We start from the raw sequence: 14947 nt of genomic DNA, 5'->3' as shown, positions 1-14947 counted from the left end.
GTGGGGTCTCAGTCGGGGCTGCGGCAGTCGGGGCTGCGGTTATAGGCTTGCAGTGCGGCGCGGCTGGCGGCAGCGTCGGCATCGGTGACCTGCATGCCCTGGTGCAGGGCTTGTATTTGTTCCAATTGTTGCGCGATCGGCGCCGGCACAGGCAACTGGCCGTTCAGAATGTCCAGCGTCAGCCGGGCTGTCTGCTCGGCATTCAGATCTTGTTCCGGGGCACTGCTCTCGGTGCCGGATGCGAGCTGGCTGCTGTGCAGGGAAGAGCGCTCAAAGCAGATTTCTCCGGCAATCACACCCGTGCTCACGGGTTCGCGGTGAGGGGCGGCCACGGCCTCGCCTTCCGTGCCGCGCACCAGCAGCGCACTGGTCGCACGCAGGGCCAGGGTCTGGAGCATGGGCTGGGCATAGGCCGGGTGGGTATAGCTGGCCAGCACCAGCCCGGACTGCGCGGTGCTGCTGCCATGGATAGGGTCCAGCAGTTTGACGATGCTGTGCGCGGGGTTGCGCAGGCCCATCTGGCGGCGAATCTGCAGCAGCCGATCCAGCGGCGCCAGCAGGTGACGGGTCTGCATCCAGACCTTGTCACCAGGCTCCAGAGCGATGGGACGCTCTATGACCGTCCAGCCCAGTTGCCGCCATACCTCGGCCGTGCCCAGGCGCTTGTCCTCGGTATGGCTGCCGTGTACCAGCACCGGCAGTCCTTTCTGCGCCAGCAGACCAGCCAGCAGCGGTGTGAGGTTGGCCAGCTTGCGCGAGCCGTTGTAGCTGGGGATGACCACCACGGGCCGGGCCTTATAGGCCTGCGGCCACACGGGCAGACGTTGCTGGGTCGCGTCGAGAAAGCCTGCCAGCTCTTCGGCGCTTTCGCCCTTGAAGCGCATGGCAATGCAAAAGCCGCCGAGCTCCAGATCGCTGACCTTGCCGTCCAGCACCTGCCCCATCAGATCGCAGGCCTGGGTCCGCGAAAGAGAGCGCGCGCCCTTGGTGCCGCGACCGATTTCCTTGATGTAGTGGCTGATGCTCATGATTAACGTAATTGTCGCTATAAAAACCATGAGTTGTCAGACGATTTGGTTATATAAATCAAACCGGCTGTGCTCGAGACTCCGTCGCTCCCTGTTGCGCCAGCTGTGCAGCCAGGGCCTGCAGCTGCGATTGCGCGAGCTGGGCGACAAGGTCCAGCATGGGGTTGCTCTTGAGCGCATCGGCAGACGCCAGGACGGCGAGCCGGCTGACCTGACGCGAAGCCCGAAGCGGCCGGAACACGATCTGCTCGCGGTGGAACATCGCGAAGGATGCAGGCACGATGGCCACGCCCAGACCGCAGGCCACGAGCGCCAGCACATTCACCAGCTGACCGGCTTCGTGGCGTATCAGCGGAGTGAAGCCGGCCTCGGCGCACAGCGCGACCGTGGGGTCGAAGTAGTCGGTGTCCTGATGCGGGTGAAGCCCACAATGAGCGAAGCCGTCATCAGACGCAGCAGTGGCCTCCAGGAGGCCCTGTCCAGGGCGCAGGCCGTCTCAATGGTCTATAGCCCGGGAGGGGCTTGCGCAGTGGATGAACATTGATCACATTTCGGGGCACAGGGCGCGCGTAATATGTGCGCTGTTTTTGAGGAGTGTTGAAATGACCGCTAACGCATCTTTGACCGACGAACTCATGGGCCAGTTGCAGGGCGCTCCCATGCAGGGTCTGGCCCAGCAACTGGGCATTGACTCCGTGCAGGCCGAGCAGGCCGTGGGCGTGGCGCTGCCCATGCTGTTTGGTGCGCTGGGCCAGAACACGGCCCAGCCTCAGGGAGCTGCCGATCTGTTCGGTGCGCTGCAGCGCGATCACAGCAGTGCCAATGGTGCGATGGATATGGGCGGTCTGCTGGGCGGGCTCGGCGGCCTGCTGGGCGCAGCGGGCGGTGGCGCCGGTGCGGCTGGCGGCCTGGGTGGGCTGGGCAGCATTCTGGGCTCGGTGCTGGGAGGCGGCTCCGGTGCCGGAAGCTCGCAGCTGGATGCAGGCGCCATCCTGGGCAATATCTTTGGCGGTCAGCAGCAGCAGGCCGAGTCCCGGCTGGGTCAGGCCACGGGCCTGGGTGGCAATGCAGGTCAGTTGCTGGCCCTGCTGGCTCCGCTGGTGATGTCCTTCCTGGCCAACCGAGTCCAGTCGCAGGGCATGGGGGCCGGCGACCTGGGCAATGCCCTGGATCAGGAGCGCGGCCAGATCCAGTCGCAAGGCGGTGCGGCAGGAGGCATCCTCGGCAGCCTGCTCGATCAGAATGGCGACGGCAAGCTTGATGCCGGAGATCTGTTCAAGCTGGGCGCGGGACTGCTGGGCGGTCGGCGCTGAGCCCGGATTGAGTGACAGTATCAAGGCAGCTTTGGCTGCCTTTTTTGTTTTTGTATACGGGCATAGCCTGATTGCCGCAATGCAGCAGGATTCTCACACTGGTCATGTCGTCATGCGTTTTGCATGACCGGCCGATCCAGAAAGGAGAACCAGATGACGACCGTCGCCGAAATTCTGCGCGCCAAGGGCAACAGCACTATCTACAGCGTTTCTCCCTCCGACACCATGCTGGCTGCACTGCAGCTCATGGCGGAAAAAAGCATTGGCGCGCTGCTGGTGCTCGAAGGTGGCGATATCGCGGGCATCGTGACCGAGCGCGACTACGCGCGCAAGATCGCGCTGCAGGGCCGAAGCTCGGCCAGCACCCGCGTGGACGAGGTCATGACGCGCAAGGTGCATTGCGTGCTGCCGCGCCAGACCAGCGAGGAGTGCATGTCGCTGATGACCAGCAATCGCATGCGCCATCTGCCCGTGATCAGCGAGACCCGCGAGCTGCAGGGGCTGATTTCGATTGGCGACATCGTCAAGGAAATCATCTCGGCCCAGCAGTTCACGATCCATCAGCTGGAACACTATATTTCCGGGACACCCAATGTGAATCAACCGTGAATCAACCGTAGGTTGCTATTAGTTGAATAGCGAAGGCGGGCAGGGCTAATGTCCGCCTTTTCTGCATCTGGAGGGCGCAAGTCCTACACTTGCGGCCATGAGTTTGCTGATCCTGGGAATCGAATCCTCTTGTGATGAAACCGGTGTGGCCCTGGTGCGCACGCCGGACGGCCAAGGTGTGCCCACCTTGCTGAGTCATGCGCTGCACAGCCAGATTGAAATGCACCGCGCTTATGGCGGCGTGGTGCCCGAGCTGGCCAGCCGTGACCATATTCGCCGTGTGCTGCCGCTGACCGAGAAGGTGCTGGCCGAATCCGGGGTGCAACTCGACAATGTCGATGTGATTGCCTTTACGCGCGGCCCAGGCCTTGCCGGGGCTTTGCTGGTCGGCTCCGGTGCGGCCTGCGCCATGGCAGCCGCGCTGGACAAGCCTGTGTTGGGCGTGCACCACCTGGAAGGCCATTTGCTCTCACCTTTCCTGAGTGCCGACCCGCCGGAGTTCCCGTTCATTGCCTTGCTGGTCTCGGGTGGCCACACCCAGCTCATGCGTGTGGACGGCGTGGGCGAATACGAAATCCTCGGTGAAACCATCGACGATGCGGCGGGCGAGGCTTTCGACAAATCGGCCAAGCTCATGGGCTTGCCCTATCCGGGTGGTCCCGTGCTCTCGAAGCTGGCGGAGGGTGGTGATCCTCAGGCCTTCAAGCTGCCTCGCCCCCTGCTGCATTCGGGTGACCTGGACTTCTCGTTTGCCGGCCTCAAGACGGCCGTGCTGACCCAGGCCAAGAAGCTGGGCGAAGAGCTGGAGGCGCGCAAGGCCGATCTGGCTGCCAGCACGCAGGCCGCGATTGTGGATGTGCTGGTCAAGAAAACCATGGCCGCACTCAAGCAGACCGGCATGAAGCGCGTGGTGGTGGCGGGAGGTGTGGGGGCCAACAAGCAGCTGCGCGAGCAGCTCAATGAAGCCTGCGCCAAGCACAAGATTCGCGTGCATTACCCCGAACTGCATCTGTGCACCGACAACGGCGCCATGATTGCCATGGCTGCCGCCATGCGCATACAGGCGGGACGCGAGCAGGCCCTGCATGAATACGCGTTTGATGTGAAGCCGCGCTGGCCGCTGGATTCGCTCAGGTGAGTTTGTGCAGCAAAAAAGCAGCCCAGGTGGCTGCTTTTTTCATGGCTGCCTGCGCTTATCCGGCAAGCTTTACGGCCAGTTTCGCTACGTTCTGGCCCTGGTAGCGGGCAATGCTCAGCTCGTCGGGATGAGGCTGGCGCGAACCGTCGGCGCCCGCAATCGTCGAGGCCCCATAGGGCGAATTGCCGCCCTTGACCGCGCTCAGATTGGTCTGTTCGGGCAACGGATAGCCCAGCGGCACGATGATCATGCCGTGATGGGCCAGCGTCGCCCAGGTGGTAGTGGCCGTCATTTCCTGGCCGCCGCCGGTGCCGGTCGAGGTGAAGACACTGCCGATCTTGTTGATCAAGGCCCCTTTGACCCAGAGACCGCCGGTCTGGTCGAGAAAGCTGCGCATCTGGCCCGGCATATTGCCAAAGCGCGTGGGCACGCCAAACAGGATGGCATCGTAGCCGGCCAGTTCGGCTGGGCTGGCGACCTCTGCGCTCTGATTGGCCTTGCCGCGTGCGTTCTTGAAGACATCCTCGGGCATGGTTTCGGGCACGCGCTTGACGGTGACCTCGGCACCGCTGACGCTGCGGGCGCCTTCGGCCACGGCCTGCGCCATGGTTTCGATATGACCGTACATGGAGTAGTAGAGAACCAGCACTTTCGCCATGGGTGAATTCCTCAAACGGGGTTGGAAAGCGGTGCAGCAATGGTGCACCCGACTGAACTCACAGTGTAGGAATTCAAGATGGCAGTGCGACACGCATCGGCAGTCTGCGCCTGTAGGCCAAGGCGCCGAATCAGCTCAACTCCCGGAATCGGCCATGGCATTGGCATGAAAAAAGCCCGCAACGCCAAGGCATTGCGGGCTTTGTGCTTTCCGGCCGACCTCTTGCTAAGAGGAGATGGAAGAAAGGATGAGGCTGGCTGGTCGGCGTAAACAGCGCTTATTCGATGCTCAGCGTCACGGCTTTGCTCTGGGGCTCGAGCTTGGCCAGGGTCAGCGTCAGCACGCCATGCTCGAGTTTGGCCTTGCTGTTGGCAGCATCGATTTCATGGCCGAGATCCCAGGTGTATCTGACTTGGCGGGCTGCGCCTTCCACGCTTTCGAGCTTGGCGACAGAGCCTTCCAGCGAGAGTTTGAGTTGCTCGCGTGCCAGGCCTGGCACATCCAGGGTCAGGGTCGTGAATTGGTCATCGCGGCTGACTTGAACCTGGCGTTGTACGGGGCTTGCAGCGCCCAGGGTTTCCTGCAGAAAGCGTTGCAGGGCCAAGTCGGCGGCGCGAGGGGATACAAAGGTATTACGGCTCATCACAGGGGCGAAGAACATGGTGTTTAACTCCTTTAAACTGCGCGGCTTGCGTTGTTGCCGCTTGATTCATAGGTAGGTGGTGGCAAGCGCATTTCAAGAGGTTTTTTTTGATGAATAAATTGCGCCGTGATGTCTTGAAATACCTGCAGTTGCCACTACTGTGCGCGCCGTTCGGCATTGCTGGCGCTGCTGTGGCTGCAGCCAAGGCCAAGCTTGCGCAACCCATCAAGCTGGCACTGGTGGAGAGTCTTTCGGGCCCGTTTGCAAACACGGGCGAGGCCGTGTTCCGCAATCTGCTGTGGGCGACCGAGCGGGTGAACGCGCGCGGCGGCGTGCGTCTGGCCGACGGTCTGCATGAGCTGGTGATAGAGCGCTATGACAGCAAGGGCCAGAACGAAGAGGCACTGTCGGCGCTGCGCGCGGCCATAGACAGCGGTGCACGCATCATCATGCAGGGCAACTCGTCGGCCACGGCGGCGGCGCTTCTCGACGCCATCGACAAGCACAACAGCCGGGACCCTTCGCGCCGCGTGCTGTATCTGAACTATTCGGCCGTGGACCCGGCGCTGACCAACGAGCGCTGCAGCTTCTGGCATTTCCGCTTCGATGCCCATGCCGATATGCGCATGGCTGCGCTGATGGAGGTCATCAAGGAAGACCGGGCTGTGCATAGCGCTTATCTGATCGGGCAGGACTACAGCTTTGGCCAGGCCGTGCTGCGCGAAGCAAGGCGCCAGCTTGGCGTGCAACGGCCCGATGTGCGCATCGTGGGCGACGAGTTGCACCCCGTGGGCCGCGTCAAGGACTTTGCGCCCTATGCGGTCAAGATCAAGCAAAGCGGTGCCCAGGCCGTGATCACCGGCAACTGGGGCAATGATCTGATGCTGCTCGTCAAGGCTGCGCGCGAGGCAGGCTATGAAGGGCGTTTCTACACCTTCTACGGCAATGCACTGGGCGCGCCGGCGGCCTTGGGCGATGCAGGCGTGGGCAAGGTGCTGGCAGTGGCCGACTGGCTGCCCAATGTGTCAACGGCCGAGAGCCGCGCCTTCTACCAGTCCTTCCGTCAGCGCTATCCCAGGCCGCAGGACGACTATGTGCATATGCGCATGCAGCTCATGATCGAGGCTCTGGCGCAGAGCCTCGAAAAAGCCGGCAGCACGGACACCGTCGCAGTGGCCCACGCCATGGAGCATGCCAGGGTCCAGATGGCGGGCCGCTCGGGCAGCATGCGGGCGGTAGACCACCAGTTTCAGCAATCTCTGGTGGTCGGCATGATGGAAAAAAGAGGCAGCGCAGGCGTGGACTTCGATGTGGAAGGCTCGGGCTACGGCTTCAAGGTAGTGCGCGAGATTGCTGCGGCCAGGGCAGAGATGCCTGGTCAGTGCCAGATGAAGCGCTTTTGATTGGCTGGAGAACTATCAAATCAATAGCTGCCAGCGCTTGTTGGAAATGCGCTGCAGCTCGAATGAATCTAGTTGCGTGTGGCAGAGACGGTCAGGCTGGCCAGATAGGCTTCATGTACCTCGCGCCCCAGCTCGATCACCGACAGCGCATAGAACGCTGACCAGTTGTAGCGTGTGATGGCGTAGAAGTTCTCGGTACCCGCGATGTACTCCGTGGGGCCGGAGCTGCCGTTTTTCAGCTCGATCAGTGCCAGCGGACGCTCATAGCTGTCGGCGCCCAGCACCTGTACTTCGCGTTCTGCCATCTGCGCGGCAGTGAATGTGGGGTTGATATCGGGGGCGAGCAGGGTTGCCAGATTCTCACCCTGGGCGCGCATGTCCACGGCAAAGGCCGTGGGCAGGCCCGGCTTCCAGCCATGGCCGACGAAGTAGTTGGCGACCGAGCCGATGGCATCGGTGGCGCTGTTGAACAGGTCTATGCGACCGTCACCGTCAAAGTCGACAGCGTACTTGTCCCAGCTGGTGGGCATGAACTGACCAAGGCCCATGGCGCCGGCATAGCTGCCGCGTAGCGCAAACGGGTCGCTGCCCGTGCGGCTGGCCGTGACCAGCACCTGCTCGAGCTCGCCACGGAAGTAGTCGGTGCGGGCCTGGGCGCGGGGGTGGGATTGCGGAAAGTCCAGTGCCAGCGTGGCCAGAGCATCCATCACGCGAAAGTTGCCCATGTTGCGGCCGTAAATGGTTTCCACGCCGATGATGCCGACGATGATCTCTGCGGGCACGCCGAACTGCTGCTCGGCACGCGCGAGCGCCTGGTGGTTGGCCTGCCAGAACTTCACGCCGGCGCGTATGCGCACGGGGTCGATAAAGCGGCTGCGGTATACCGTCCAGTTCTTCACAAAGGTCTTGCCGGCCGGCGTCATCAGGCGTGTGACCACAGGTAGGTTGCGCGCTTCGCTCAACTGCGCACGCACCCAGTCGACAGGCAGGTCGCGGCGGACTGCGATTTCTTCGGCCAGTTGCATGGCGTCGCCCCGACCGGCATAGGCCACGGCCGTGGCGGCTGCAGCCGTGGCTACGGCAGCCGGTGCTGCCTTGCGGACGGCTTTTTTGGCCGGTGCGGCGATGACGCTCGCAGTCAGCAGGCACAGGGCCAGAGTACTCAGTGTTTTAGCTTTGAGGTGCTTGCTGTTATTGAGGGTGATGCTCATGTTTTATTTCTTGAGGGATAGGGCCAGCGTTGCTTCCGGATGGACAGCCAGCGTCGGCGCAAAGTCTTCAGTTCGGTGGCTTCGGTGCCGGAGGATGGCGCATAGCGTAGCCTTTCCATGTCCAGCAGCCAGTCGGATAAGGCCGCAGCCAGGGGCGCGGATGCAGATTCCTTGGCCCAGCTCTCCTGCACGAGGCGCGACAGGCTGCGCGTGGAGTCGCTGGCACCGCTCGCTATGCCTGCGCGCTGCAGCCGCAGTCTGGCATCGTGTATGAGCTGGCTCCAGCCGTCGCGCTGCGGACGTGTGGCGCGGGCCCAGATCAGCCACAGCAGCGCCAGAGCGCTCAAGCTGCACGCCAGCAGGCGCAGCAGATCCGTCCAGTTTGGCGATTCGAAGCCCAGGCTCTGCAGCAGATTGAGCTGACGGCTTTGCGTGTAGTTGATCACCCACTGGTTCCAGCGGTTGTTGACGGCCTCCCAGACAGCGCGCAGCTTCTCCAGCGTGCCGGTATCGACGAAGTTGCCAACGGCGCTGGCAAAGGCGCCGGGGGGGAGCACTCAGGCGCTGGAACTGGCCGACCCGGCTGGGTGCGACAGCGCCCGTGGGGTCCACACGGACCCAGCCCCGGCCGGCAATCCAGACCTCGGTCCAGGCATGGGCATCGCTGTTGCGCACGGTCCAGTAATTGTCCACGCTGTTGCGGTCGCCGCCCTGGTAGCCGGTCACGATGCGCGCGGGCACTCCCATGCTGCGCATGAGCACGGCAAAGGCGGAGGCGATGTGCTCGCAAAAGCCTTGCTTGCTGTCAAACCAGAAGTCATCGGCGGTGTGGACGCTGTCCACCACGCCGGGCTCCAGTGTGTAGGTGTAGCCGCCGGTTTTCAGGTGCTGCAGGGCGGAGGCGATCAGCCTGTCCGTATCCGCGCCGGCGCCCGGCTGGGCGCGCAATTCGGCCTGCAAATGTTCGCCCAAAGCCCGTGTGCGCGGGTTGCTGCCGGCCGGCAGCTGCAGATAGCGCTTGAGCTCTGGAGTGAGCTGCAGCGGTCCATGACTGAAGTCGAGATGGCTTTGGGCATCGACACGCAGCACATCGGTAATCGGGCGCCAGCTCAGCCACTGGAGGCTGGAGCTCATGCGCAGCCTGCCTACCGAGGCGCCCGGCGGAATCTGCGGTTCGGTCTTGGCGGCATCCAGCAGGGTCAGCCAGCGGCGCTTGCTGGGTTCGATCAGCATCTGGTAGCGAATGGGTTCACCGCTCACGCGCAGCTGAGGCATGGTCATGGCGTCAAGCACAGGGTCGGCTTGCCAGTTGCGGCCATCGAACTGGCTGAGCACGGGGCCGCGAAAGTACAGGGTGTTGGCGGGTGGCTCCTGGCCCCCGGGAGTATCGAAGCGGATCCGCAGGGCCACGCTATCGTCGAGTGCCAGTGCGGCGACTTCGCCCACGCGCATGTTCTCGGACAGGCCCGAGCGGCCGGCCATATCGTCGGATGGCACGCCCCACAGCGGTGCCATGCGCGGAAAGAACAGAAACAGCGACACCATCACGGGCGCGCCCCAGAGCGCGAGCCAGCCCGCAGTGCGCAGAGCCTGTGTCAATGGAGGCTTGCCGGCCGTCATATGGGCGTTGACCAGGGCTGTGAGCAGGCCCATCAGCCCGAGCACCATGGCCATGGCTGTGGGCAGGGACTGCGAATAGAAAAAGTTGCTGAGCAGTACAAAAAATCCCAGAAAGAACACCACCATGGCATCGCGCCGCGCGCGCAGCTCCAGTGTTTTGAGCGCCAGAAGCATGACGACCAGGGTCACGCCGGCATCGCGGCCCACAATCGTTTTGTGCGTGGCCCAGGTTGCTCCAATGGCGATGGCCAGTACGCCAGCCAGCACCCAGCGGCCGGGCAGGGGGGCGCCGGTCAGTGCCAGGCGTGCGCGCCACAGCAACAGGGCTGCGGCAAAGGCGCTGGTCCACCAAGGTGTGTGCTGAACCTGAGGCAGCATGATCCAGGCGATGACGGCGAGCAGAAACAGCGTGTCCCGTGCATCGCGCGGCAGGGCAGTCAGGCGCTGCAGCCAGTTGCCGCCGGGGGAAGAGGCGGTTGCTTTCATGGACAGGCGGCCAATGCTTCGAGGCAGCGCGTGGTGTGCTGTACACCGCTGGCCGGTGCGATTTCCTGGCCTCCGGGCAGGCGCAGGCCCCAGGTACGGCCTTGCTGCTGAGCCATCAGCACCCAGGCGGCAAGGCGCGACAACCGCGCCTCATGGTCGGCCAGGCCGGTATGGCGCGCATCGAGCCAGAGACGGTGATGGTGGGCCATGGGCCGGTCGCGGCTGACCAGTTGGTGGCTGCCTGCGGCAAAGGACTGAGCCGCTTTCTTCCACACCACCAGCTTGAGCGGGTCGCCAGTCTGATAGCTGCGCACGCCATCGAATTCTTCACCGCTGCGTACTTGGGCGCTGCTGCGGCCGCCGGCTTCGGGGCTGGCGGCTGGCAGCGGCGGGGCATGGATTTCAGGTGCGGGATAGACCCAGACCAGGGTTTGGGGCCGCCACAGAGCCCAGACGCGAAATGCGCCCAGCGGGTAGCGCGTGAGTATGGAGATGGCGGGCAGCTCCTGCCGGCCGCGGCGCGTGGGCATGAAGCTCAGCTGCACGGAGGTGCTGCCCTGCTCGGGGATATCGACCCAGGTCCAGGCATCAGAGTGATCGGTGTTGTGCCGGGTCTTGTGCAATGCGAGGCCTATGCCCCAGCGGCGCGAGCGGCGGGCATTGTGCAGGCTGATATGCATGGGGCAGGGCGCATGGGCAAAGCAGCCGCCCGATGTGCTGCCTTGCGTACCTGCGCCACCGAGACTCAGCTGCAGACCGCGCAGATTGCCATGGCCTACAACCATGCTGGCGGCCGCGCTGCCTGCCAGCAGGAACGTGAGCAGGTAGCCCAGGTTGAGCTGGTAGTTGATGGCAGCAATCAACAGCACGATCAGCGTGGCCAGCATGGCCCAGCCCGCGCGCGAGGGCAGGATGTAGACATTGCCCTGAGTCAGCGTGAGCTGGTCGCTGCGCGGCAGACGTGCAAACATCCACTCGCGCACCCTGGCGCGGGGTGAGAGCCGCTGGAAGATATTGGAAGTCTCTGGCTGCTCGCCCTTTGATGCCGAGCGCTTCATGCTATGAAATTCATGACGAAATACATCGGCAGCATCAAGATAGCGGTACGGCTTGCATCATGGCGCGCACCTGCTCCACGGCACCACGGCCTGCATGGCCCACGGGAACCAGACGGTGGGCAATCACCTGGGGCAGTATGGCTTGCACATCGTCGGGCGCCACATAGTCGCGGCCTTCCATCAGTGCGATGGTCTTGGCCGCACGCAGCAGCGCGATGCCTGCGCGTGGTGACAGGCCCTGGGCAAACCACTGGCCGTTGCGTGTGGCGGCAATCAGGTCCTGCACATAGTCGAGCAGGGCGTCGCTGGCATGCACGGCCAGTGCTGCAGCTTGCAACTGCTGCAGCTCCTGCTGGGAGATGACGGGCAGCAGCGCATCGGCAGCGGCGCGGCGGCCGTTGCCCGCGAGCAGCTTGCGCTCGGCATCGCGCGAGGGATAGCCCAGGCTGATGCGCATGAGAAAACGGTCCAGCTGGCTTTCGGGCAACGGGAAGGTGCCCAGCTGCTCCAGAGGGTTCTGGGTGGCAATCACAAAGAAGGGGGTGGGCAGGCTGTGGGTCTTGCCTTCGGTCGTGACCTGGCGCTCCTCCATGGCTTCGAGCAGCGCACTCTGGGTCTTGGGGCTGGCACGGTTGATTTCGTCGGCCAGCAATACCTGGGCAAACACCGGCCCGGGGTGGAACACAAAAGCCTCTTGGCCGCGATCGTAGATGGAGACCCCCGTGAGGTCGCTGGGCATGAGGTCGGCGGTGAACTGCACACGTGAGAACTGCAGGCCGAAACTGCGTGCCAACGCATGGGCCAGGGTGGTCTTGCCTACACCGGGAACGTCTTCGATCAGCAAGTGACCGCCTGCCAGCAAACAGGCGACACCGTCTCTGACCTGATCCGGCTTGCCCTCCATCACCGTGTTAAGCTGACTCAAAAGCGCATTAATTGTGTTCTGTGCATGCATGGCAGAAACATATCCTAAATAAGCGATAGCGGAGACATGACTGTGGGCAAGACAGGTTATTTCACCCACCGGGATTGCTGGTTGCATGAGATGGGGCCGGGCCACCCTGAATGCCCGGCGCGGCTGGACGCGATAGAAGACAGGCTGCTGGTCAGCGGCGTGGGCGATGCGCTGGAGCGCTGCAATGTGCCGCTGGCATCATTGGCCGAGATCGAGCTGGCGCACGATCCCATGCATATTGCCGCCCTGCAGGGGCTGACCGACAGGCTGGAGCAGGAGCTGGCTGCCGGCGGGCCCGAGTACAAGCAGCTCGATACCGATACCTCCATCAACCGCCACACCTTCAAGGCCGCACTGCGCGCTGCGGGGGCCACACTGGCGGCTACCGATGCCGTGCTGGCCGGAGAACTGGAAAATGCCTTTTGCAGCGTGCGCCCGCCTGGTCACCATGCTACGCGCAACCAGGCCATGGGTTTTTGCTTTTTCAACAATGTGGCCGTGGGCGTCAAGTATGCGCTGGAGCGCCACCATCTCAAGCGCGTGGCCGTGATCGACTTTGATGTACATCACGGCAACGGCACGGAAGACATCCTGGCCGGTGATCCGCGCGTGCTGATGTGCGGCATCTTTCAGCATCCCTTCTACCCGTTCAGCGGCGACAAGGACCCGGCCTCCAATATGCTCAACGTGCCCGTGGCTGCTTATACAAAAGGCATGGACATTCGAGAGATCATCGAGATGATGTGGATTCCGCGCCTCGAAGCATTCAAGCCCGAGATGATCTTCATCAGCGCCGGCTTTGATGCGCATCGCGAAGACGATATGGGCCAGCTCGGCATGACGGAAAACGACTTTGCCTGGATCACCACTCGCATCAAGGACATCGCACGGCGTTTTTCCAAGAGCCGCATTGTTTCCTGTCTCGAAGGCGGTTACGTGATGGACCCGCTGGCGCGCAGCGTGGAAGCACATCTGCGCGTATTGGCCGATATCTAGTCCGAAAGCAGGGTGACAGCAATGAGCGATTCCTTGGTGCAACTGAGTCAGGACGAGCGCGGCGTGGCACGCATCACGTTGAGCGACGCGCAGCGTTTCAACGCCTTGAGCAGTGAAATGCTCATGGCCCTGCAGTCGGCGCTGGATGCCGTGGCCAAAAGCGAGCAGGCGCGTGTAGTGGTGCTTGCCGCCCAGGGCAAGGCCTTTTGCGCCGGACATAACCTCAAGGACATGGCAGCCCATACGGAGCTGGCTTACTACCAGCAACTGTTTGCCCAGTGCAGCCGCATGATGCTCTCGATTCAGAAGCTGCCCGTTCCGGTCATTGCAAGAGTACAGGGCATTGCAACGGCTGCAGGTTGCCAACTGGTGGCGCAGTGTGATCTGGCCGTGGCCAGCAGCGAGGCTCGCTTTGCCACCAGCGGCATTCAATACGGCTTGTTCTGCTCCACGCCCAGCGTGCCCCTGGTGCGCAACATGCCGATCAAACAGTCCATGGAAATGCTGCTGACGGGGGAGTTCATCGATGCACAGACGGCTCTGCACTACGGTCTGCTCAATCGCGTGGTCGAGCCGGAGCGGCTCGATGCTGCCGTGGAAGAGCTGGTGTCTGCCATTGTGAGCAAGCCCCGGGTGGCCATCACAATGGGCAAGGAACTGGTCTATCGGCAGCGTGAAATGGGCCTGGAGTCAGCCTATCAGCTGGCGGGTCAGACCATGGCTACCAATATGCTGGATGCCGACGCGCAGGAAGGCGCTCAGGCTTTTGCGCAAAAGCGCAGGCCTCGCTGGCGCTAAACCCTGGATTTGCGCTCCCCAGCCTTCGTTGTTGGGCAGGCAGAGCTGCGTGGATGGCGTCGTTCGCAGCGCGGAGTCTTGTGTTTTCGGCCCGTCCATTTGAACGACGAGGCGGCCTTCCGGCAGTGTTACCGTGAGGCCTATCTGGATGCAGGCATGGCACTGATGGACTCAATTCCTAGGTTTTACCCTGATTTGACCCATCTGAGACCCATGATTTCGCAAGGCTTGTGCATAAAATTGAACGGTCGTTCTTTTTTGTGCCATTCCACCTGCGAAGGCTGCTGCACAGATCTCCGGGCAGATTGTCCGGAAAATTGTGCAGAGAGTGTTGCAGTGCCGCATAAAATGAATCCAGTTTACGTAAACGTCAATGCAGTAATCATTAAGGAGCCGCAGCAATGAAGGTATTGGTCCCTGTCAAGCGCGTGGTGGACTACAACGTCAAGGTCCGCGTGAAGTCGGACGGCACGGGTGTGGACATCGCCAACGTCAAGATGAGCATGAACCCCTTTGACGAAATCGCCGTCGAAGAAGCCGTGCGCCTGAAGGAAAAAGGCGTGGTGACCGAAGTCATCGCCGTCTCCTGCGGCGTGGCCCAGTGCCAGGAAACCCTGCGCACGGCCATGGCCATCGGTGCCGATCGCGGCATTTTGGTCGAGACCGATGTCGAGCTGCAGCCTCTGGCCGTGGCCAAGCTGCTCAAGGCCCTGGTGGACAAGGAGCAACCCGGTCTGGTCATCTGCGGCAAGCAGGCCATCGACGACGACGCCAACCAGACCGGCCAGATGCTGGCGGCCCTGGCCGATCTGCCCCAGGCCACCTTCGCCTCCAAGGTCGAAGTCGCCGGCGACAAGGTCAACGTGACCCGCGAAGTGGACGGCGGCCTGGAAACCGTGGCCCTGGCTACGCCCGCCGTCATCACCACCGACCTGCGCCTGAACGAGCCCCGCTACGTCACCTTGCCCAACATCATGAAGGCCAAGAAAAAGCAGCTGGACACCTTCAAGCCCGAAGACCTGGGCGTGGAC

Annotated in this window: 14 protein-coding genes and 1 pseudogene; 7 read left to right on the top strand and 8 right to left on the bottom strand. The window is 62.8% G+C overall.

Annotation, left to right across the window (positions count from 1 at the left end; all coding sequences use genetic code 11):
- Window positions 1–8 precede the first annotated feature (8 nt).
- On the bottom strand, window positions 9–1028 hold the full coding sequence (ybiB, locus tag V8Z78_RS12870) for a DNA-binding protein YbiB (protein WP_349731507.1): 1020 nt from the start codon (window positions 1026–1028) through the stop codon (window positions 9–11).
- Window positions 1029–1086: 58 nt separating this feature from the next.
- On the bottom strand, window positions 1087–1497 hold the full coding sequence (locus tag V8Z78_RS12865) for a LysR substrate-binding domain-containing protein (RefSeq protein ID WP_279090310.1): 411 nt from the start codon (window positions 1495–1497) through the stop codon (window positions 1087–1089).
- 133 nt (window positions 1498–1630) lie between these two features.
- Between V8Z78_RS12865 and V8Z78_RS12860 the strand changes: the two genes are divergently transcribed.
- The 3 genes from V8Z78_RS12860 to tsaD all read left to right on the top strand — a co-directional run bounded on the left by V8Z78_RS12860 (window position 1631) and on the right by tsaD (window position 4088).
- Window positions 1631–2341, top strand: a complete 711-nt coding sequence (locus tag V8Z78_RS12860; RefSeq protein WP_046460876.1) for a DUF937 domain-containing protein — start codon at window positions 1631–1633, stop codon at window positions 2339–2341.
- A 153-nt stretch (window positions 2342–2494) separates the two neighbouring features.
- Entirely contained in the window at window positions 2495–2950 is a 456-nt protein-coding gene (locus V8Z78_RS12855; RefSeq protein WP_003069429.1) for a CBS domain-containing protein, read from the top strand.
- Window positions 2951–3047: 97 nt separating this feature from the next.
- Window positions 3048–4088: a tRNA (adenosine(37)-N6)-threonylcarbamoyltransferase complex transferase subunit TsaD gene (gene tsaD / locus V8Z78_RS12850; RefSeq protein WP_349731506.1), complete on the top strand. Its 1041-nt coding sequence runs from the start codon at window positions 3048–3050 to the stop codon at window positions 4086–4088.
- A gap of 55 nt (window positions 4089–4143) precedes the next feature.
- Here the strand turns inward: tsaD and wrbA are convergent, their stop codons facing one another.
- Window positions 4144–4746, bottom strand: a complete 603-nt coding sequence (wrbA, locus tag V8Z78_RS12845; RefSeq protein WP_349731505.1) for an NAD(P)H:quinone oxidoreductase — start codon at window positions 4744–4746, stop codon at window positions 4144–4146.
- 277 nt (window positions 4747–5023) lie between these two features.
- A complete protein-coding gene (locus tag V8Z78_RS12840; RefSeq protein WP_039049179.1) occupies window positions 5024–5407 on the bottom strand; it encodes an Hsp20/alpha crystallin family protein in 384 nt (127 codons plus the stop codon).
- A 92-nt stretch (window positions 5408–5499) separates the two neighbouring features.
- Between V8Z78_RS12840 and V8Z78_RS12835 the strand changes: the two genes are divergently transcribed.
- A complete protein-coding gene (locus tag V8Z78_RS12835) occupies window positions 5500–6792 on the top strand; it encodes a branched-chain amino acid ABC transporter substrate-binding protein (protein WP_349731504.1) in 1293 nt (430 codons plus the stop codon).
- 68 nt (window positions 6793–6860) lie between these two features.
- Here the strand turns inward: V8Z78_RS12835 and mltB are convergent, their stop codons facing one another.
- The 4 genes and pseudogenes from mltB to V8Z78_RS12815 all read right to left on the bottom strand — a co-directional run bounded on the left by mltB (window position 6861) and on the right by V8Z78_RS12815 (window position 12122).
- The gene (gene mltB / locus V8Z78_RS12830) at window positions 6861–8003 is read right to left on the bottom strand and encodes a lytic murein transglycosylase B (protein ID WP_349731503.1); all 1143 of its coding nucleotides are present in this window, start codon (window positions 8001–8003) and stop codon (window positions 6861–6863) included.
- Window positions 8000–10109, bottom strand: a pseudogene (locus V8Z78_RS12825) (transglutaminase TgpA family protein). Before V8Z78_RS12825 ends, mltB begins: the two are co-directional and overlap by 4 nt.
- Window positions 10106–11167 (bottom strand): DUF58 domain-containing protein, encoded by a 1062-nt coding sequence (locus V8Z78_RS12820; protein ID WP_349731502.1) that lies wholly within the window; start codon window positions 11165–11167, stop codon window positions 10106–10108. The pseudogene V8Z78_RS12825 and the gene V8Z78_RS12820 overlap by 4 nt, the downstream one beginning before the upstream one ends.
- Window positions 11168–11201: 34 nt before the next feature.
- Window positions 11202–12122 carry an AAA family ATPase gene (locus V8Z78_RS12815; RefSeq protein ID WP_280041801.1) on the bottom strand — a complete coding sequence of 307 codons (921 nt, stop codon included), beginning with the start codon at window positions 12120–12122 and terminating at the stop codon, window positions 11202–11204.
- A 36-nt stretch (window positions 12123–12158) separates the two neighbouring features.
- On the opposite strand from V8Z78_RS12815, the gene V8Z78_RS12810 reads away from it, so the two are divergent.
- From V8Z78_RS12810 to V8Z78_RS12800, 3 genes are all read left to right on the top strand, one after another.
- On the top strand, window positions 12159–13118 hold the full coding sequence (locus V8Z78_RS12810) for a histone deacetylase family protein (RefSeq protein ID WP_034363027.1): 960 nt from the start codon (window positions 12159–12161) through the stop codon (window positions 13116–13118).
- 21 nt (window positions 13119–13139) lie between these two features.
- Window positions 13140–13916: an enoyl-CoA hydratase gene (locus V8Z78_RS12805; RefSeq protein ID WP_314352480.1), complete on the top strand. Its 777-nt coding sequence runs from the start codon at window positions 13140–13142 to the stop codon at window positions 13914–13916.
- Window positions 13917–14317: 401 nt separating this feature from the next.
- The coding region (locus V8Z78_RS12800; RefSeq protein ID WP_349731501.1) for an electron transfer flavoprotein subunit beta/FixA family protein at window positions 14318–14947 on the top strand (630 nt) is incomplete at its 3' end.

Source organism: Comamonas sp. wu1-DMT (genome assembly GCF_040187805.1).
GTDB lineage: Bacteria > Pseudomonadota > Gammaproteobacteria > Burkholderiales > Burkholderiaceae_C > Comamonas > Comamonas thiooxydans.
Note: the sequence above shows the minus strand (reverse complement) of the source record. Positions and strands in the feature narration are given on the sequence as shown.

Bases quoted from the DNA above. Each gene is read 5' to 3' on its own strand.
- V8Z78_RS12855 (WP_003069429.1), top strand. From the start codon at position 2,495: ATGACGACCGTCGCCGAAATTCTGCGCGCCAAGGGCAACAGCACTATC.
- ybiB (WP_349731507.1), bottom strand. From the start codon at position 1,028: ATGAGCATCAGCCACTACATCAAGGAAATCGGTCGCGGCACCAAGGGC.
- V8Z78_RS12820 (WP_349731502.1), bottom strand. From the start codon at position 11,167: ATGAAGCGCTCGGCATCAAAGGGCGAGCAGCCAGAGACTTCCAATATC.
- V8Z78_RS12815 (WP_280041801.1), bottom strand. From the start codon at position 12,122: ATGCATGCACAGAACACAATTAATGCGCTTTTGAGTCAGCTTAACACG.
- wrbA (WP_349731505.1), bottom strand. From the start codon at position 4,746: ATGGCGAAAGTGCTGGTTCTCTACTACTCCATGTACGGTCATATCGAA.
- V8Z78_RS12805 (WP_314352480.1), top strand. From the start codon at position 13,140: ATGAGCGATTCCTTGGTGCAACTGAGTCAGGACGAGCGCGGCGTGGCA.
- V8Z78_RS12860 (WP_046460876.1), top strand. From the start codon at position 1,631: ATGACCGCTAACGCATCTTTGACCGACGAACTCATGGGCCAGTTGCAG.
- V8Z78_RS12835 (WP_349731504.1), top strand. From the start codon at position 5,500: ATGAATAAATTGCGCCGTGATGTCTTGAAATACCTGCAGTTGCCACTA.
- mltB (WP_349731503.1), bottom strand. From the start codon at position 8,003: ATGAGCATCACCCTCAATAACAGCAAGCACCTCAAAGCTAAAACACTG.
- V8Z78_RS12810 (WP_034363027.1), top strand. From the start codon at position 12,159: ATGACTGTGGGCAAGACAGGTTATTTCACCCACCGGGATTGCTGGTTG.
- tsaD (WP_349731506.1), top strand. From the start codon at position 3,048: ATGAGTTTGCTGATCCTGGGAATCGAATCCTCTTGTGATGAAACCGGT.
- V8Z78_RS12840 (WP_039049179.1), bottom strand. From the start codon at position 5,407: ATGTTCTTCGCCCCTGTGATGAGCCGTAATACCTTTGTATCCCCTCGC.